The organism is Solibacillus sp. CAU 1738 (assembly GCF_039888725.1).
In the GTDB taxonomy this organism is placed as follows: Bacteria; Bacillota; Bacilli; order Bacillales_A; family Planococcaceae; genus Metasolibacillus.
On record NZ_JBDQQN010000001.1, the window covers coordinates 769,533 to 787,858 of the forward strand.

16 protein-coding genes and 1 pseudogene are annotated in these 18,326 nt (G+C 36.5%); 14 read left to right on the forward strand and 3 right to left on the reverse strand.

Going from position 1 to position 18,326, the window contains the following annotated elements:
• The first annotated feature begins 52 nt into the window (after nt 1-52).
• Nucleotides 53-1,426, forward strand: a complete 1,374-nt coding sequence (argH, locus tag AAFN87_RS03905; protein ID WP_347789718.1) for an argininosuccinate lyase — start codon at nt 53-55, stop codon at nt 1,424-1,426.
• Between the two features lie 322 nt (nt 1,427-1,748).
• Here the strand turns inward: argH and AAFN87_RS03910 are convergent, their stop codons facing one another.
• Together AAFN87_RS03910 and AAFN87_RS03915 are read right to left on the reverse strand one after the other, a co-directional pair.
• Complete coding sequence (locus AAFN87_RS03910) at nt 1,749-2,687, reverse strand: nuclease-related domain-containing protein (RefSeq protein ID WP_347789719.1); 939 nt, start codon at nt 2,685-2,687, stop codon at nt 1,749-1,751.
• A 156-nt stretch (nt 2,688-2,843) separates the two neighbouring features.
• Nucleotides 2,844-3,578: a glucose 1-dehydrogenase gene (locus AAFN87_RS03915; RefSeq protein ID WP_347789720.1), complete on the reverse strand. Its 735-nt coding sequence runs from the start codon at nt 3,576-3,578 to the stop codon at nt 2,844-2,846.
• A gap of 570 nt (nt 3,579-4,148) precedes the next feature.
• On the opposite strand from AAFN87_RS03915, the gene AAFN87_RS03920 reads away from it, so the two are divergent.
• The 4 genes from AAFN87_RS03920 (at nt 4,149) to AAFN87_RS03930 (ending at nt 7,134) form a co-directional block, all read left to right on the forward strand.
• Nucleotides 4,149-5,030, forward strand: a complete 882-nt coding sequence (locus tag AAFN87_RS03920) for a hypothetical protein (protein ID WP_347789721.1) — start codon at nt 4,149-4,151, stop codon at nt 5,028-5,030.
• A 181-nt stretch (nt 5,031-5,211) separates the two neighbouring features.
• Entirely contained in the window at nt 5,212-6,372 is a 1,161-nt protein-coding gene (locus tag AAFN87_RS03925) for a toxic anion resistance protein (protein ID WP_347789722.1), read from the forward strand.
• On the forward strand, nt 6,373-6,564 hold the full coding sequence (locus tag AAFN87_RS20020; RefSeq protein ID WP_481886438.1) for an alpha/beta hydrolase fold domain-containing protein: 192 nt from the start codon (nt 6,373-6,375) through the stop codon (nt 6,562-6,564).
• Nucleotides 6,565-6,738: 174 nt separating this feature from the next.
• Entirely contained in the window at nt 6,739-7,134 is a 396-nt protein-coding gene (locus AAFN87_RS03930) for a hypothetical protein (RefSeq protein ID WP_347789723.1), read from the forward strand.
• A 38-nt stretch (nt 7,135-7,172) separates the two neighbouring features.
• On the opposite strand, the gene AAFN87_RS03935 is transcribed toward AAFN87_RS03930, so the two are convergent.
• Entirely contained in the window at nt 7,173-7,550 is a 378-nt protein-coding gene (locus tag AAFN87_RS03935; protein ID WP_347789724.1) for a hypothetical protein, read from the reverse strand.
• 191 nt (nt 7,551-7,741) lie between these two features.
• On the opposite strand from AAFN87_RS03935, the gene AAFN87_RS03940 reads away from it, so the two are divergent.
• The 9 genes and pseudogenes from AAFN87_RS03940 to AAFN87_RS03980 all read left to right on the forward strand — a co-directional run bounded on the left by AAFN87_RS03940 (nt 7,742) and on the right by AAFN87_RS03980 (nt 17,819).
• Nucleotides 7,742-8,644 carry a DMT family transporter gene (locus AAFN87_RS03940; protein WP_347789725.1) on the forward strand — a complete coding sequence of 301 codons (903 nt, stop codon included), beginning with the start codon at nt 7,742-7,744 and terminating at the stop codon, nt 8,642-8,644.
• The gene (locus tag AAFN87_RS03945; protein WP_347789726.1) at nt 8,645-9,235 is read left to right on the forward strand and encodes a pyroglutamyl-peptidase I; all 591 of its coding nucleotides are present in this window, start codon (nt 8,645-8,647) and stop codon (nt 9,233-9,235) included. It begins immediately after the preceding gene.
• Between the two features lie 99 nt (nt 9,236-9,334).
• Nucleotides 9,335-10,051 (forward strand): N-acetylmuramoyl-L-alanine amidase, encoded by a 717-nt coding sequence (locus AAFN87_RS03950; protein ID WP_347789727.1) that lies wholly within the window; start codon nt 9,335-9,337, stop codon nt 10,049-10,051.
• A gap of 416 nt (nt 10,052-10,467) precedes the next feature.
• A complete protein-coding gene (locus AAFN87_RS03955) occupies nt 10,468-10,641 on the forward strand; it encodes a hypothetical protein (RefSeq protein ID WP_347789728.1) in 174 nt (57 codons plus the stop codon).
• A 617-nt stretch (nt 10,642-11,258) separates the two neighbouring features.
• The gene (locus AAFN87_RS03960) at nt 11,259-12,155 is read left to right on the forward strand and encodes an ABC transporter ATP-binding protein (protein ID WP_347789729.1); all 897 of its coding nucleotides are present in this window, start codon (nt 11,259-11,261) and stop codon (nt 12,153-12,155) included.
• The gene (locus AAFN87_RS03965; RefSeq protein ID WP_347789730.1) at nt 12,148-13,380 is read left to right on the forward strand and encodes an ABC transporter permease; all 1,233 of its coding nucleotides are present in this window, start codon (nt 12,148-12,150) and stop codon (nt 13,378-13,380) included. Before AAFN87_RS03960 ends, AAFN87_RS03965 begins: the two co-directional genes overlap by 8 nt.
• Before the next feature lie 349 nt (nt 13,381-13,729).
• Nucleotides 13,730-14,020: pseudogene (locus tag AAFN87_RS03970) on the forward strand (hypothetical protein); the annotation flags it as partial.
• Nucleotides 14,021-14,278: 258 nt separating this feature from the next.
• Nucleotides 14,279-16,030, forward strand: a complete 1,752-nt coding sequence (locus tag AAFN87_RS03975) for an ABC transporter transmembrane domain-containing protein (protein WP_347789731.1) — start codon at nt 14,279-14,281, stop codon at nt 16,028-16,030.
• Nucleotide 16,031: 1 nt separating this feature from the next.
• On the forward strand, nt 16,032-17,819 hold the full coding sequence (locus AAFN87_RS03980; protein ID WP_347789732.1) for an ABC transporter ATP-binding protein: 1,788 nt from the start codon (nt 16,032-16,034) through the stop codon (nt 17,817-17,819).
• The last annotated feature ends 507 nt before the right edge of the window (nt 17,820-18,326 follow it).

Here is an 18,326-nt window from a genome sequence, read left to right on the forward strand (position 1 = left end):
GAGCAAGAGGCGTACTGCTTCTTGCTCCGATTTTTAATAAGAGGTGGTAAGTATGACAAAATTATGGGGTGGCCGTTTCCAAAAGTCTGCTGAAGCTTGGGTAGACGAATTTGGCGCATCAATTGGCTTTGATCAGCAATTAGTAATGGAAGATTTAGAAGGTAGTATCGCCCACGTGACAATGCTAGGAGCACAAGAAATTTTACCAGTAGAAGACGTTGCGATGATTCTTGATGGTTTAAAGCAGCTACAAGTAAAAGCGGAAGCAGGGGAGCTTGAGTTTACTGTAGCGAACGAAGATATTCATTTAAATTTAGAAAAAATGTTAATTGATTTAATCGGTCCTGTCGGTGGTAAATTGCATACGGGGCGTTCACGAAATGACCAAGTTGCAACAGATATGCACTTGTTCCTGAAAAAACGTGTTGCAGAAGTAATCGGTTTGATTGAGAACTTCCAAAAAACGCTGCTTATTCAAGCGGAACAACATGTCGAAACGATTGCACCTGGCTATACGCATTTGCAACGTGCACAGCCTATCTCATTTGCGCATCATTTAATGGCATACTTCTGGATGTTAGAGCGTGATAAACAACGCTACCAAGAGTCGATGAAACGCATTGATATTTTGCCTTTAGGCGCTGGGGCAATGGCGGGGACAACTTTCCCAATCGATCGTTTAAAATCCGCAGAGCTTCTTGGCTTTGCGAATGTTTATGCAAACTCAATGGATGCAGTAAGCGACCGTGATTTTATCGTAGAATTTTTATCGAATTCTTCATTATTAATAGCTCATTTATCTCGATTTGCAGAAGAAATAATTTTATGGTCAACAGATGAGTTCAAATTTATTGAACTAGATGATGCTTTCTCAACGGGTTCATCGATAATGCCTCAAAAGAAAAATCCAGATATGGCAGAGCTGATCCGCGGGAAGTCTGGGCGTGTTTTTGGCAATCTAATGGGCTTATTAACGGTATTAAAAGGCACACCACTTACGTATAACAAAGACATGCAAGAAGATAAGGAAGGTATGTTCGATACAGTTCATACGGTTCTTGGCGCCCTGAAAATTTTCGATGGGATGGTTGCGACGATGACAATAAATACTAAGCGTCTCCATGCAGCAGTTCATAGTGATTTCTCGAATGCGACCGAACTTGCTGACTATCTTGCAACGAAAGGTATGCCATTCCGTGAAGCGCACGAAGTAACTGGGAAGCTTGTGTTTACTTGTATTCAACGTGGTATTTATTTATTGGACTTGCCGCTTGAAGATATGAAAGTGGAAAGTGAACTAATAGAAGCAGATATTTACGAAGTTCTTGCACCAGAAGCAGCTGTGCGCCGTCGTAATTCATTAGGTGGTACAGGCTTCGAGCAAATAAAAATTCAGCTTGAAAAAGCAAAAGCATGTTTGTTCTAATCGTTTGTGATTTTGCATCTGCAAATTTCGCATAAAAGCTCGCTATTAATGTTGTACAGTGATGCACTATAGTGATGATTACTTTTAAAGCCAGAGGGTGAAAAAAGTAATAACTACCGCTACTCCGGAAGATATTGGGGTAGTGGTTTTTTGCGTTTAATTACGGCGCCGCGGGAGAATAGGTGTGCAGTGGGAAAAAGCGAGAAGCCCTGTGAAAAAGATCGGTCCCACGGTGCAATCGATGTCCCATGGGCGAAAAGTGGGTTGCCATGGGCGAAAAGCATGTTCCCACGAGCGAAAACACGTGTCCCACGGGCGAAAATTAACCTCCCATGGGCGAATCATTACTTTTGTTATGGTACATAGTAAGTATTTGCGCTGGAATTTCATAATAAGTGTATCGCGCGTGCTTAAAAATAGCCAATTTAGATAGTAATCTTTTTGCTGCATCACGTGATGGAATATTGCATAGCTTACGAAATTGCTCGTTTGAAATTTTATTATCAACTAATAAACGATAATCTTCAAGCGCATAGAAATGAGCATACTTATCTTTAATGCGACATCTAGGGCATATAAAAGTACCAGATCTAAAAATCATTTCTTGATTAAAATCGCATTTTGGACAAAATACGCCAATCTTTAATTGTTGTAATTTGAATTTAATATTTATGGAATTTAAGATGTGATTACGCGTAAATGTATGATAGATTTCATGCATATCAATTGTATTTTGGTTGTATTTCTCGAAGTTGTGTTCAATAAAGCTAGTAACGTAGTCTGCATGAAAAATAGGAATACGGGGACTTTTTTTGTTGATTATTGCATTCCGATTAGCGATAACAACCGCACTTTCAATTGGAACATTTGGTAACATTGTGGATAGTAAACGAACATGGCGTGTAATTTGTTCAATCGGATTTTGAAAACGATCAACAGAACCATCAGCGCGGGTACGTAATAATTGAGATGCTTCATCGTCGAAATCTAGTATTCCCGTAATATTTTTTACTTCCAAGCAAATTAAAAAAGATGGAAATATGAGTAGAAAATCGATTTCATATTTGTGATTTGAGGGGCCATTCAGACAAAGATTTCGAATAAGCAGATGGGGGACTGTGAGTTCTTGTAAATAATAGTGCACCGAATTTTCTCCTGCAATACCGGCTACTGTCATTTTGTGTTGCTCAGAACAGTATTGATAATCTATATGTGATGTATCTAATCGCCGCATAATTGCTGCAAGTTGTGCTAATTTCACTTCAAGCACCTCCTCAATTCAACATACAGAAAATGTCTAATAATTGGAATGAAATTAGTGCGGAAATAGCATGTTATAAGTCGAATAGAGTCTGACAATAGTTCGAACAAATAAATAAAAGCTAACTATTTTTCAATAGTTAGCTTTTGCTTTTAATTATCGTGCAGTCATACCGCCATCGATAACGAATTCAGAACCAGTTGAATAGCTTGATTCATCTGAAGCTAAGAATAATACAAGGTTTGAAACTTCTTCAGATTGAGCAATACGTTTCAATGGGATGAATTGTGAAATTTGTTTAATTTGTTCTACAGCATCGCCTTCTGTTACCATTGGTGTTTCAATTACACCTGGGTGTACAGAGTTTACGCGAATACCGTAATTACCAAATTCTAATGACGCAGCTTTAGTAATACCACGTACAGCGAATTTTGTATCAGTGTAGCCAACTGCGCCGCCTACTAAACCGTTCATTGATGAGATATTTACAATTGAACCGCCTTCTACTTTTTTCATTGAAGGAAGAACAGCTTTCATACCTAAGAACACAGATACTTGGTTAATTTCTACGATTTTGCGGTATAAATCTAAAGTCATATCAGAAATAGATTTAGAAATACTGATACCAGCGTTGTTTACTAAAACGTTTACAGGACCAAATGTAGCTTCTGTTTCTTCGATTACTCGAGCCCAGTCTGCTTCACTTGTTACATCTTGTTTTACGAATTTTGCATTTTCGCCAAGCTCAGCAGCTAATGCTAAACCTGCTTCTTCATTTAAGTCAGTAATGACAACTTTTGCGCCTTCTGCGATAAATTTACGAGCGTGAGATTCACCCATGCCTCGTGCAGCACCTGTAATAATTGCTACTTTACCTGCTAAACGTCCCATATAAAATCTCTCCTTAATAAAAAAATGATGTTAATACTTTTTCATTATAGAAAGAAATATATCAAAGTGTCAATTGATTGGCTTCACAAAATTGTTAAATTTATAGCTTTGTAGAGTATTGTTATTTTGTACTTTTAAGGTTATTTAGAAATAACTCTATAGTATTCCATATATTAGTTAGTAGTTTCATTATTATAGTTTTTATCATTCCAGACGATTAGATGAATATCAAAAAAATGTTAAAATATTCCGACACGGTAGCCAGGAAAACCATATCACTACCAATACTACTATTTATTGTAATTTATTGGGCTGTAATATACTATTGGTAGTGTGGTGCGGATGTTAAGTGAACATGGAATTGGCTGATGATTAGCAACGAAAAAAATGGTCTAATGCTAGTCTCAGGTTTTTGTATGAAATAAAAGTATGCTTTGCAACAAAGAATAATAGTAGCACTGTTGAGAATGATTTTTTTCATAGTATGGGCAGATTTCGGAAAGAGCTGCTTTCCACAACTTTTTAATAATGCAACTATATAAAATTTATTGAGAAAAGGGTGAGGGAATTTTGCAAATTAAACCGTCAAAAGAAGTATTACATTCATGGATAGATAGTTATGTTCCAAAAAAAGATCTATTCTTTTTATCGAAAGAAAACCTCAATCACGAAATGGATTTAACAAATGTCTTATTAATGCCAATTGATGAATTCGAAAATCATAGTACATATAAACAATTAAATTACGTAAATAGTTATGAATATTGGAATATTAAGAATGAGGAATATGTAATAATCGCTGAGAAAGATTGGATTGAAAGTATTCCTACAAAAACAAGACAATTAATTTTAAATTCACAAATCCAACATGAAAGAGGTCTTGTGATTCCTGCGTCCTTTATAGATAACATAGAAAATATACCTTCAGACTATGTGATGAATAATCATGTAGTTATTCAACGTGCTATGTGGGAGAGACTTAGTGTTGAATGCAAAGAACAGTTACTAACTACTATGGTTTACGAATGGTGGGATAAAGGTGAATGCGAGGAATCTCCACTTGATTTAGATGATTTTTTAAAACCCTTTGTCAATACTTTTAGTGATGTACAGGGAGCAAATTGTTTGGCTGCAGTTTTATTTGCCATTTCAAATGGAGAACAAGAATGGTTTATATACGAATGGATTCATCAAAAAACTTTTCTAGAAAAATTGAAACAATATGATTATGAAGAGTCTTCGAGTGAAGAGTTAAAAAAAGGTGATGTAGTTGTTTGGTTAGATGTGAATGATATTATTCAACATGCAGCTTATTATATTGGAGATAATTGTTTCTTCAATAAGCATGGTCAAACAATATTTAATCCATGGAAAATTCTTTCGAAGGAACTTCTATTTAAAGAATGGAGTCATTTCAGATATAGTACATACAGCAGTAGAAATCGTAAATAATATTTGCATACGATTAATATTTACTTGCTACCTTATACTATTCTCAAATCGTTTCGTACAATATTCTCGAAATAAACGAAACCTTTTTCTCATTTATTCGTATGTTTACTATGGAAGAATAGGGTAAAATAGAGTAATGAACAATGAACAATGAACAATGAACAATGAACGGGGGATTATTATGTCAGAATTCAAAAATCCATTATTTGATGATTTAGATGCACGTACGGAGCAACAAGCACAGCCTGTACATGAAATAAAGGAAGCACAACCGCAACAACTAGTATCCACTGAGGAACTATCGCAAATTCGTAAACGTCAACTCGCATTAAAAGAAGAGCCTCAAGTACAAGCGCTTGCGGAAAAAATTGATGTAAAAAACCAAATTGCGGTACTTGAATTTGGTAAAGATACGGCGAAAGGAATTTCTACGTTTTCTGATCGCATGCTTGCAACAATTAAAACGAGCAAGCTTGAAAAATCAAGTGAGCTTTTAAATAATTTAAATAAAATAATGGACCGCTTTGATCCGAAAGATTTCCAAGAGGAAGAGAAAAAAGGCGGACTCATTAAACGATTTTTCTCTAAAAGCAAAGAACAGCTCGAACGCTTGCTATCAAAATATGACACGATGAATAAAGAAGTAGATGTTGTTTACAATGAAATTCAAAAGTACGAAATTGAAATGAAGCGTAACACAATTGAGCTTGAGCAAATGTACGATGAAAACTTAAATTATTTCCATAGCTTGAGTGAGCATGTCGCGGCTATTGAAGTGAAGGTTGAGGAGTTACACAAGCAATTACCAGAACTAGAAGCTCAAGCAAATACTGGTGACCAAGTAGCTATTTTAGAATATGAAACAGTGCAACGTGCAATACAATTATTAGAGCAACGTCGCTACGATTTAGAAATGGCGCAGCAAGTTTCGTTCCAAGCTGCACCACAAATTCGTTTAATGCAACAAGGCAATAATCATTTAATCGGAAAAATAAACTCTGCTTTTGTAACGACAATTCCTATTTTTAAACAAGGACTTGTTCACGCTGTGACGATGCAACGTCAAAAGCTAGTGGCGGATTCGATGGTTGAGCTTGATAAACGAACGAATGAAATGCTTGTTCGAAATGCGCAAAATGTTCGCCAAAATTCAGTGAATATTGCACGTGCAGCAGGTAGCCCAAGCATTACAATCGACACGATCGAAACAACTTGGCAATCAATCATGGCCGGAATTGAAGAGACTAAGCAAATTCAGGCTGAGACAATTCGCAACCGTGAAGAAGGACGCAAACGTATTGAGCAATTGCAATTAGAATATGAAAAATTAAAGAAAATGTAAGTGTTAACCTGTAGCATCTCTTTGCTACAGGTTTTTTGCTTCTATGGAAGTGGCATTGCCAAATCGAAAGTTGAAAAAGCCCCGCCACCGTTTATAGTCGTTGCGGAACATGATGTGTTGCGGGATGAAGGTGTCGCATACGCGGAAAAGCTGCGAAAAGCAGGAGCTAAAGTCGAGTTACAAATTGCCTAAGGTTTAGTGCATAGCTTCTTTACAAAAAATGATGTATTTGCAGTACAAATAAAAGAAACAATTGAGCAAATTCAACGATTCCTTACAGAAAAAATATATAAATAGTAAGTAAATTTGTGCCTCGAGTAGAAAAAATGGTAAAATGATGATCATGGAAATAACGAGGTTATCAAAATGCTGAAACTTTTTTTACGAAAATTACTAATCGCAATTGTAGCGACTTTAACGTTTAGCGTAATTTTTAGTTATTTTAGTACTACACCAGGCGAGGGGCAGTTATTTACATTTGGTGGGTTATTTGGCTTTATTGCGTTGATGAGTGCCCCGATGTATATTTTGGGGGGCATCCCAGTTTCGATTATGATTGATCGCTATTGGAAATGGCCATCGCTAGAAATCTTAATATATGCGCTTTGCGGTGCACTATTGATGCTCCCTTATTCATTTATTGTGTTTAGAGTTTCTGGTGGGCAATATATCGTTATGATGATGTTTGGCGCAAGTGCAGCAATTATATTTTATTTTGTTAAAGGGTTATTGCATAAGTTATTTAATAAATATGGCTTTTAATAAAACTTCCGAGTATGTAGTTGTGTACTCGGAAGTTTTTATTTGTAAAAATGTGCATGCAATTTTTTTGAGTAACCCGTACACTCACTACTTCCACCTAACCAAAGAGGAACTAATGATGAAAGATCAGGCTTGCTTTTCACCTTGCAATCTTTTGTTAATATTTTTTCGAAATCTCGTAAAAAATCCCCGAATGATATAGGCAAATCTTGCTCTAAACATAGCTCGTAATCTTTCGTTAATTTCCGTAATGCATGAAAAGTAGACTCCCTCATATTAGTATTCAAGATTGCGTTGTATAGTTTCAATTTATTAGGGTCTACAATAATATTTTGTAATAGCCTTATTTGAAAAGCTTGTTTCTCTACTAAAAATTCTAGCTCTGTCAGCCGTTCTTCTACCGTTTTAAACATCATATCGCCCCCATCTATATTATTAACATATGCTGTATTAGCTGAATTATGTTTAGTAAATGTACTGCAAGCATCTTACATATGACGTAATAAAGTAGAAAAATACTATATTTAGAATATTGTATACTAATTAAAAGAAGCAAATGATAAAATAGTTGTCATAGTAATTCACGGTTCACTAAAGGAGTGTTTGTATGAACCGGTTAAAAGGGATATTAATGATTATAATAGGGGCCATGTTTTGGGGTGCAACAGGGCCAATGATGGAGTACATGCTGAGCAAAACGAATATGACTGCTGAATTTATGCTATCGGTGCGTTTATTAATAGCGGGGCCTTTATTGCTCCTACTCCTGTCAATTCAAAAGCAAAATATATGGGCAATTTGGCAACAAAGCATATGGCGCAATCAATTGCTTATTTTTAGCGTTGTCGGCATGCTCGGCTTACAATTTACATTTGTAAAATCAATTGAAGCAAGTAATGCAGTAGTAGCGACGTTATTACAGTTTTTAGCACCGATTTTTATTATTTTCTATGTAGCATTAATACATAAAAAATGGCCACCAAACAAACAATTGATTGGGATAATCGGTACTTTGTTTGGACTGTTTTTATTATTAACAAACGGTTCTCTAAGCACGCTATTAGTGAGTAACGAAGCGCTTATTTGGGGGTTATTTCTAGGGTTAACATATGCTTTTTACACATTATATCCAGCGCGTATGATGGCTGAGTGGGGTGTGTTAGTCGTCGTGGCATGGGGAATGCTACTAAGCGGTAGTGTGCTTGCAGTGACTGGACGCATTTGGCTATCAAATGACTGGTCATTACTCGTGCATCCACCCATTTTTTGGATGATGGTAGCTCTTGTCATTTTAGGTGCATCCGCATTTGTGTTATTTTTAAGTAGTATGAAATATATTTCAGCGGTCGAAACAAGTGTGTTATCGAGCTTTGAACCACTTACTGCAATGATTATTTCTGTATTTTGGTTCGGTTCCGTAATGCAAAGCTGGCAATTACTCGGTATGTTGTTAATGCTTGTTTTCGTAGCTTACTTATCGATTGCTGGGGAAAAAGGGGGAAAGGCATAGATGAAAAAATTATTAGTAACAGGTTTTTGTCCTTTTTTACAATTTACTTTAAATCCTACAGAGGAAGTTGTAAACGCATTACATAATACGGTTATTGGTGATTACGAAATTATCGGCAAAATTTTACCGGTTGAATTTGCAGCAGCACAAAAGAGCGTACGACAATTGTTAGCAGAGGAACAGCCAGATGCTGTAATAGCGCTCGGTTTAGCAGGCGGCAGATTTAAAATTACACCTGAGCGAATTGCTATAAATGTTATGGACGGAGCAAAAGATAATGCCGGTCATACGCCGACAGATGAAGAAATCGTTGAAGGAGGAAATGACGGTTATTTTTCAACTTTGCCAATTCGTAATATGGTCAATCGCTTAACAGAGGCAGGCTACCCAGCGGAAATTTCCAATACTGCTGGCACGTATGTTTGTAATTTAGTCATGTATACGCTGCTACATGAAACAAAAGGTACGATTCCAGCTGGATTTATTCATATTCCTGCTTCACATCAACTAGCAATCGAGCATGGTAAAGTAGCGAGTTGGTCTCAGCAGGATTTAACAGAAGCGATTAAGCTTTGTATTGAAACACTATAAAAATTTGGTCTCGGAAGGTAATTCTTTCGGGATTTTTTTAGTTTTTGTCCCTTTTTACTTAATAAATCGGTATATAAGTTTATAAAGGGGGATGGAAGAATGAATATTAGTCCAGGTCATTGGCATGTTGGAACAGGGGCTATTGGAATAATTGATGAGGTGACAGAGGCTAGAAAAGTTGTGAGCCAAGTTCGAAAATTGCTAACTGAAGCGGGTATTGATGTAAGGCTCGTAATGGACGACACGTCAACGAATCAGCGTGATAATTTACAGTATTTAATACAGGAACACCATAAAAAACAACAGCTAAATGTGAGCGTGCATTTTAATGCTGTAAAAGAAGCGACGAATAGTAGTATTGGTACTGAAGTATTGTACAAAAACGATCATATGAAGCAGCTTGCATTAAAAATTAGCGATGTAATAAGTAATGTGAGTGGATTGAACAATCGCGGGGCAAAAAAGCGAGTAGATTTAGCTTTTTTAAACGCCTTACAAGACGCCATTTTAATTGAAGTGTGCTTCGTTAATTCCGAGTTGGATGTGGCGCTTTATAAGCAGCATTTTCATGCGATTTGCCGGGCAATCGCAGTTGAACTGCAAAATTATTGTAAGCCGCAGCTTGCAATTTCAAGTCCAGCGCTTCTTGCGAAAGTTGAACAAATATTACTATCAGAAAGTATGATGCGAGCTGCAATTGAAAAAGGTGTACATGAAGATGTGTTTCACCGAAGCTGGCTAGCTCGTTTTGAACAAAAGCAGTTAACGCCAATTGATTTCCTCGCCTTATGTACATTACTAGCAACGGTAAAGTAGATCACATTTTGTAATAAAAAAGGTAAGTAGTTTTATAAAATGGATTGAACTCATTATCAAATACTTATAAAGTTACAAATATTAATAAAGTGTATATTACTAATTATTATTTTAGTGGTGTACATTTTTAAATTTAACAAAACAGAATGAATTAGTTAACATCTGGTTAATCATTGAAAATCTTGAAAACAATTAATTATAAAATCAGTTCAAAAACAATAGGAAGGCATCGTTTTGATCAATCATTAGTCAAAGCGATGGCTTTTTGCGTGTAGGAATATTTAGGTATCCCAATGCTAGATATTTATATCGACTGACGACAGGAGGTAATTTCCTATACAACAACCTTTAACGGAAGGTGTTTATAATATTTTATTTTCTTTTCTTTGTATGAACCGAGACATGGTTATGGCATTATGCAATTCACGGAAGAGATTAGTAATGGTCGTGTGAAGCTAGGTGCTGGTACGATTTATGGTGCAATAAAGACAATGTTAGATAAAGGTTGGATTGAGGCCCTTGGAGGAAATGATAGGAAAAAAAATATGTCATTACGAATGAAGGGACAGAAATGGTTGCCTATGTATTGATTAGATTGGAATAATTGGTTGAGAATGTAAAAAAATTTTAAAAAAGTGAAACATAATACTTTCGTAAACGTACAGTTAAGGGGGACTCTTATGAAAAGAATAAAATTTTATTTAAATCATGAAAAAGTAGAACGCTGGATTAACGAAATGTGCATGTAAGGTTGCATTTGAAAAAATTTAACGGATGTTTGTTTCGTTTGAAAGTGGCGAACAAGAAAAGTATATTTACAGAAATGAATTTATCGGTTTTTATATGAGTAAACAAAAAAATATATTGAATTCATAGAGGAATCTGGAATCGAGGTTGGCACTGTGTTTGCGGGATGGATGTATTGTCGACAACCAAAAGAATAAGGCTCATTTCAGCTATACTTAGACAATTCTTCCAAAATCAAATATATCAATCGATTGCTAACGATTTTTTCGACATTTTTTGTATTAAATATATTACTAGGTATCGTCAATTTAACTTCATATCCACTACATGTCGAAGAGTTTCTAAGTGGAGTGCATACCGGTATTGCTGCAACATTACTAATACCGATTTACATCAATTTCAAACTCCGTCAAAAATTAAAACAGCAGCAATTGTTTCATGAATAGAAAGGGGTATTTGAATGTTAGTTCTAAAAAATGTAACGAAGCGCTATACGGATTTTACTGCAGTACAAAGCTTGAATTTTACGATTACACCAGGTGAAATATTTGGACTAATCGGTCAAAATGGAGCTGGAAAAACGACAACTTTCCGTATGATATTAGATTTACAGGAAACGACGGAAGGTACTATTACGTGGGACGATACACCTGTCAAAAAAGTGAATCGGGACCTACTTGGCTATTTGCCGGAGGAGCGCGGTATTTTTCCACAAATGAAAGTAGAGGAGCAACTACTCTTTTTCGGTCAGCTGCGCGGTATGACGAAAGAAGATTGCAAACGAGAAGTTGATTTTTGGATTGAGCGATTTGAGCTGGAGGAAAAACGTAACGATAAAGCGGAAACTTTATCAAAAGGGAATCAGCAAAAGGTACAGCTGATTGCAAGCTTTATTCACCGTCCGAAATTTTTAATATTAGATGAGCCGTTTAGTGGACTTGACCCTGTAAATAAAGACTTACTGAAAAATGCAATTTTGTTTTTAAAGGATAAAGGAATGACGATTTTATTTTCTAGTCATCAAATGGATAATGTCGAAGAGTTATGCGATCATTTATGCTTATTAAAGCGCGGCGTATCATTATTTTCAGGCTCGCTCATTGATTTGAAAAAACAGTATGGCAAAACAAAATTAACGATTCGTACTGAGCTCGATGAAAGTGCGCTACAAAAGTTACCGGGTGTAAAATCGGTAAAGCAAGAACGCGATCAATATGTTCTTACATTGGCTGATGAATCGTATGCTAAAGATATTTTCAATGTTGTATCAAACGGTGCGTACATTGAAAAATTCAGCTTAGATTACTTATCTCTAGATGAAATTTTCAAAGATCAGGTAGGTGGCGTGCATGTCTAAATTTATGATTTTACTCAAACAAAACTATAGGCAAAAGCTAAAAGCGAAATCATTTATTATTACAACAATCATTTATATTCTTGGTATTTCTACTTTTATTTTCTGGTCCGATATAAAAGAAGCGTTATTTTCAGATGAGCCAGAAAAAATGGCTTATGTGAATGAAACAAATTTTGATGTGAGTGGATTTTTTGTAAATGATGGTGCGACTTGGACAGCTGAAAAATCTCGTACTGAGGCAGAAAAAGCATTGCAAGATGGCGATTACGAGGCGGCGATTATGTTCAATGAGCAGCAAGGGACATTAGTAGCGGATGTAGTTTCATTTGACCCGCTACCACTTAAAATGCAGCAAATGCTATCAACAACAATAAGTGGTATCGGCCAGTTTTACGCGATGGACCAAGTGAATTTATCTGCAGAGCAATCAGAAAAATTACTAAACTCGGCACCTGTTATTTCAATGGTCACTTTAAATGAAACTGCGGTAGAAGGTAAATCTGAAGAGCAAAAATCAGCAGGTATTATTGCATCGTATATTGTAGGGTTTATCATTTACTTCTTTATTATTTCGTATTTATCCATTATTACGACAGATGTAGCGTCGGAAAAAGGCTCACGTGCATTAGAAATGTTGCTTGTTAGTGTCAAGCCAGAAACACATTTTAAAGCAAAAGTAGCGAGTATATTTGTTCTTGCCATAACGCAATTTGTCATTTTATTAGGGACATTTTTTGTACTATTAAAACTATCAGGTGACGTTGATAAATTAGAAATGGTAAGTTCTTTGCTTGCAGATTTATCGGGGCAATATGTGATGTATGTAGTCGTTTTCTTATTTGTTACGATTTTCTTGTTTTTAATAATTGGTGCGCTTTTTGGCTCGCTCGTATCGAAAGTAGAGGAAGCATCACAAGTTATGACGCCTGCAATGATTATTATAATTGTAGGATTTTATGTCATGATTTCTGCAACGTCTAATCCAGATACAATTCTTATCAAAGTGTTCTCTTATATTCCGTTTACGTCAGGGATGGTTATGCCGATGCGTATAGGGGCGACAGATCTTGCTGCAATAGAACCAATCCTATCATTAGGCTTGTTAGTAGTGTTTACAATCGGTATGTATTTACTAAGTATGTCGTTTTATAAACGCAGTGTGTTAACATATTCAACTGGTGGCTTAATGCAAAAAATTAAAACGGTATTTAAAGTAACAACTTAAATGTAATGTTAACGGTTCTCATTTGAAAACCGTTAAGACTGTAGACAAACTCATTAAAATTTGAGTTTGCCTACGGTCTTTTTTCTTTTTAGAATAAATAGTAAGATAACGTTGATTTCCGTTCCAGGCGCTCCCTTTCCGCAGGCACGGCTTCAACTAATTTTTGCGGCGGATAGCCGCAAAAACGGATTTTCCGCCCGTGCGACTGTCGCTTTGCTTTCGCCGCAGAAAACATTGCTGTTCCTGCTCCTGCGCTTACTCGTCGCAAATAATATTTGCAGGAGTGTTGCGCCTTCCACTCCAATCAACTTGTATTGTCTAATGATAAACATGATGACGAAAAAATAAAATCAATGAATGTGAACAACTTGAAATACTGACAATTGAACAGCATGTACCAGTAGAGCATCTTATATGTAAATTAGATGCAGCGATTGATTTCAATTTTATTTAATTTTTCCATTAATGGAAAACTTGTGCGCTACTGTTGGGTGACCGAGTATTGATCGCGTTGGGCTATTCAAAAGGACATTTATTTGAAGCAAAACCTCAGGAAGAATTGAATGAAGATCGAATTAATCATGGGAAGAAACCATTTCCACCTAATAAATTTGAAAAAGAAGAAATAAAGGAAGTTAAGGGCTGATGACGAAGATGATTCGCTTCTTCCATGTACTGTGCCCCTTTAGCGCAGCCTCTCTATGTCGCGGTCTGCCCTCGGTCGAGTGAGAAAGAGAGTCTGCGATTAGCTGCTTGGGGCTATGCAGGTCGCTTTCGCTTTTTTTACTCCTTTAGACTGAAATATTTCAAAATTCGAAACAAATAGTCATTTACCTATTCACCTACATAGAAAATTTTGTTAAAATAGGCAAGTCTGATTAATAAAGTAGGTGGAAAAATGAAAGTGTTTTTTAAACTCGGTTGGTTTTTTAAAGAACGAAAACGAGAGTATGTTTTAGGTTTAATAATGTTAACATTTGTAGCGGTTTTACAATTAGTACCGCCAAAAATTATCGGCTATACAATCGATGAAGTTGGAGCGGGTACGTTAACGAAGGAATCCCTTTTTATGTGGCTCGGTATTATTGCAGCTGCTGCGGCGTTCATGTATGTACTTCGTTATTATTGGCGTAAAATGATTTTCGGTTCGTCTAACTATTTAGCGAAAAATTTACGTGAAAAATTATTTCGTCATTTTACGAAAATGTCGCCATCGTTTTACCAACAGCGCCGTGTCGGGGATTTAATGGCGCATGCAACAAATGATATTTCAGCTGTGCAACAAACAGCTGGCGGTGGCGTATTAACGCTTTTTGACTCCATCACAACAGGAAGCTTCGTTATTTTAGCGATGGCCATTACAATTGACTGGCGTTTAACACTAATCGCACTCATTCCGATGCCCGCAATGGCGCTTTTAACAAGCTATTACGGTAAATTACTACACTCCAGATTCCGTAATGCACAAGCTGCGTTCTCAGATTTGAATGACAAAACGCAGGAAAGCATTTCTGGTATGAAAGTGATTAAAACATTTGGCCAGCAACAAGATGATGTGGAAGATTTCACACGTCTTTCCGATGATGTTGTAAAGAAAAATATGCATGTCGCAAAAATCGATTCATTGTTTGATCCAACGATCAGTTTAGTTGTCGGCATTAGTTTTTTCCTAAGTCTTGCATTCGGAACAAAATTTATTGTAGATGGTGCGATGTCAATTGGAGATCTAGTCGCTTTCACAACATATTTAGGCTTACTCGTATGGCCGATGCTAGCTATCGGTATGTTATTTAATATTGTAGAGCGCGGTTCTGCATCGTATGACCGTATTGAACAATTGCTCAATGTACCAGTGGAAATCGATGACAAACATAGTGCAAAAAATACGCGACCACAAGGAGACCTAGCTTTCCATGTAGATTCCTTTACATTCCCAGGAGATGAAAACCCGTCATTATCAAATGTTCATTTCGAGTTAAAGCAAGGGGAAACGCTAGGTATTGTTGGAAAAACAGGATCAGGAAAGACAGCCATTTTAAAATTATTACTAAGAGAATTTGAGGGCTATACAGGGGATATTTCGTACGGTGGTGTGCGCATTGATGACTATAAAATGCTCGCATTACGTGAGGCGATTGGCTATGTGCCGCAAGATCATTTTTTATTTTCATCAAGCATTTATACAAATATTGCGTTTACAAACCCGCAAGCAGATCGCGAAAAGGTCGAGCATGCTGCGAGCTTAGCACATATTCATGAAGATATTTTAGGCTTCACAGAAAGCTATAGAACAATTGTTGGTGAGCGTGGCGTATCGCTTTCGGGCGGACAAAAGCAGCGTATTTCAATAGCTCGTGCCTTAATGACAGAGCCTGAGCTACTTATTTTAGATGACTCTTTATCTGCAGTAGATGCAAAAACGGAGGAAGCTATTTTACAATCATTGAAAGCATCACGCAAAGAAGCAACGACTATTATTACATCTCACCGTCTCAGTGCGATTCAGCATGCACATGTCATTCTTGTGATGCATGAAGGAACGGTTGTAGAAAAAGGAACACATGAGGAATTAATGATCTTGCGAGGTCGTTATTTTGATATGTATGAATTACAGCAATTAGAACAATTAGTGGAACAGGGGGGCATGTAGTATGGATAAACAACCAACCTTTTCACGCAAAGAGCAAAGTGCCATTATAAGACGATTGCTACGCTATTTATTGCCACATAAAAAAGCTGTTGTACTCGCATTGTTGTTACTTGGTTTAACAGTTTTAGGAGCGGTTCTTGGTCCTTATATTATTAAAGTATTTTTAGATGATCATGTAGCAGTTGGCAATTTTGAAAAAGGTCCTATTGTCTTTTTAGCTGTATCGTATATGACCATCCAGCTATTAAATGTTGTAATTAGCTATTTCCAACATTTGAAATTCCAAGAGATTGCACTAAAAATTATTCAACAGCTGCGAATTGATGTATTTTCTAAAATTCATCAGCTCGGTATGCGTTATTTCGATCAAGTTCCAGCAGGGTCTATCGTATCACGCGCGACAAACGATACGGAAGCGATAAAAGATATGTATGTTGGCGTATTAATTACTTTTGTGCAAGCCGGATTTTTAATAATCGGTGTGTATATCGCGATGTTTTTATTAAATCCTATGCTTGCGGCATTTGCGCTCGTACTACTACCAATCATTATTTACATCATTTACTTGTACCGTAAACATAGCTCGGTTGTGTATATGGAAATGCGTGAAAAATTAAGCGAGCTCAATGCAAAGCTTGCCGAATCTTTATCGGGTATGAGTATAGTGCAAGCATTCCATCAGGAAAAGCGTTTTAATGATGAGTTTGATGGAATAAACAATAAACATTATGTAGCGATGATGAATAATACAAAGCTGAATAGCTTACTACTTCGACCTGTAGTTGATTTAGTTTATTTTGCTGCCATTATGCTAGTTTTATATTATTTTGGTCAAACATCGCTTCAAACGGCTGTCGAAGTAGGAGTTGTATATGCGTTTATTACTTATATTAATCGCTTCTTTGATCCGATTAATCAAGTAATGGAGCGTCTTGCTATATTCCAGCAAGCACTTGTAGCTGCGTCTCGGGTGTTTAAGTTATTAGACGAGGAAGAAGTAGAGCCCGCTCAATTAAATAGTGCGGCAAAAATTTCGAACGGTCTTATTGAATTTAAAGATGTCACATTTAGCTATGACAATCAAAAAGATGTACTAAAAAACATTTCATTTACCGTTAATCCGGGCGAAACGGTCGCGCTTGTCGGTCATACAGGTAGTGGAAAAAGCTCCATTATCAATTTGCTTATGCGTTTTTATGAATTCGAAAAAGGGGATATTATGATTGATGGCCAGTCCATAAAGTCATTTAGCCAACAAGAAATTCGTGAAAAAATGGGGCTTGTGCTACAAGATCCGTTCTTGTTTTACGGTACAATTGCCAGCAATATTCGCTTGCACAATCATACACTGACGACAGCAGATGTACAGGCGGCGGCTGAATTTGTGCAAGCTGATCAATTTATTGATACGTTGCCAGAAAAATACGAGCAAAAAGTGACGGAGCGTGGTTCGACGTTTTCGAGCGGGCAGCGTCAATTAATCGCCTTTGCACGTACGATTGCGACGAATCCGAAAGTGCTTGTACTAGATGAAGCAACGGCAGCTATTGATACAGAAACAGAAGTTGCAATTCAACATTCTCTTGAAAAAATGCGCAAAGGTCGCACAACTATTGCGATTGCGCACCGCCTATCGACAATCCAAGATGCAGAGCAAATTTTAGTGCTACATCAAGGGGAAATCAAGGAGCGCGGAACACACCAGGAGCTACTCGCCCAAAAAGGGTTATACCATAAAATGTATTTGCTACAAAATGGAGTGGAAAATCTCAGCCGAATCGAAGCTTAAGGTATAGGCATCTCAGACTATAAACAAACTCAAAAAATTGGGTTTGCTTATAGTCTTTTTCTTTTAAATAGTAATATAAAAGATTCCTTCTATTTACATTTTAGTTGAGTAATTTCAATTTTAATTAAGAGGGAACCGGAAACTATAGCGGCACTATCTCATATGGTAGCTGCTGCAAAAGCTCTGCGTCATGAAGTACAATATTCCATGAAATAAACTATATGTTTGGCTTCTATTTAAGAGGTCAAGCTTTTTAAATTTGCTTTTTTTAAATAATTAATGATATGGCATGATAAAAAAAGGAATAATAAGATTAAGTTACAAATTCAGTTTTGGATTTGTTTAAATGGGAAGAACGGTGAAAATACGGCGCTGTCCCGCAACTGTAAATGGGAGCACTTTTAACTTCTTGGAGATATACTTCTACTATATTTTTCTAGAAGTGTAACTCTTTTTTTATCGAATTATTTGGAAAATAAAAAAAGTATGCTAAACTTAACTACAAGT

Bases quoted from the DNA above. Each gene is read 5' to 3' on its own strand.
- AAFN87_RS03980 (WP_347789732.1), top strand. From the start codon at position 16,032: ATGGATAAACAACCAACCTTTTCACGCAAAGAGCAAAGTGCCATTATA.
- AAFN87_RS03960 (WP_347789729.1), top strand. From the start codon at position 11,259: ATGTTAGTTCTAAAAAATGTAACGAAGCGCTATACGGATTTTACTGCA.
- AAFN87_RS03930 (WP_347789723.1), top strand. From the start codon at position 6,739: ATGCTGAAACTTTTTTTACGAAAATTACTAATCGCAATTGTAGCGACT.
- AAFN87_RS03975 (WP_347789731.1), top strand. From the start codon at position 14,279: ATGAAAGTGTTTTTTAAACTCGGTTGGTTTTTTAAAGAACGAAAACGA.
- AAFN87_RS03965 (WP_347789730.1), top strand. From the start codon at position 12,148: ATGTCTAAATTTATGATTTTACTCAAACAAAACTATAGGCAAAAGCTA.
- AAFN87_RS03915 (WP_347789720.1), bottom strand. From the start codon at position 3,578: ATGGGACGTTTAGCAGGTAAAGTAGCAATTATTACAGGTGCTGCACGA.
- AAFN87_RS03945 (WP_347789726.1), top strand. From the start codon at position 8,645: ATGAAAAAATTATTAGTAACAGGTTTTTGTCCTTTTTTACAATTTACT.
- argH (WP_347789718.1), top strand. From the start codon at position 53: ATGACAAAATTATGGGGTGGCCGTTTCCAAAAGTCTGCTGAAGCTTGG.
- AAFN87_RS03940 (WP_347789725.1), top strand. From the start codon at position 7,742: ATGAACCGGTTAAAAGGGATATTAATGATTATAATAGGGGCCATGTTT.
- AAFN87_RS03925 (WP_347789722.1), top strand. From the start codon at position 5,212: ATGTCAGAATTCAAAAATCCATTATTTGATGATTTAGATGCACGTACG.
- AAFN87_RS03955 (WP_347789728.1), top strand. From the start codon at position 10,468: ATGCAATTCACGGAAGAGATTAGTAATGGTCGTGTGAAGCTAGGTGCT.
- AAFN87_RS03950 (WP_347789727.1), top strand. From the start codon at position 9,335: ATGAATATTAGTCCAGGTCATTGGCATGTTGGAACAGGGGCTATTGGA.
- AAFN87_RS03935 (WP_347789724.1), bottom strand. From the start codon at position 7,550: ATGATGTTTAAAACGGTAGAAGAACGGCTGACAGAGCTAGAATTTTTA.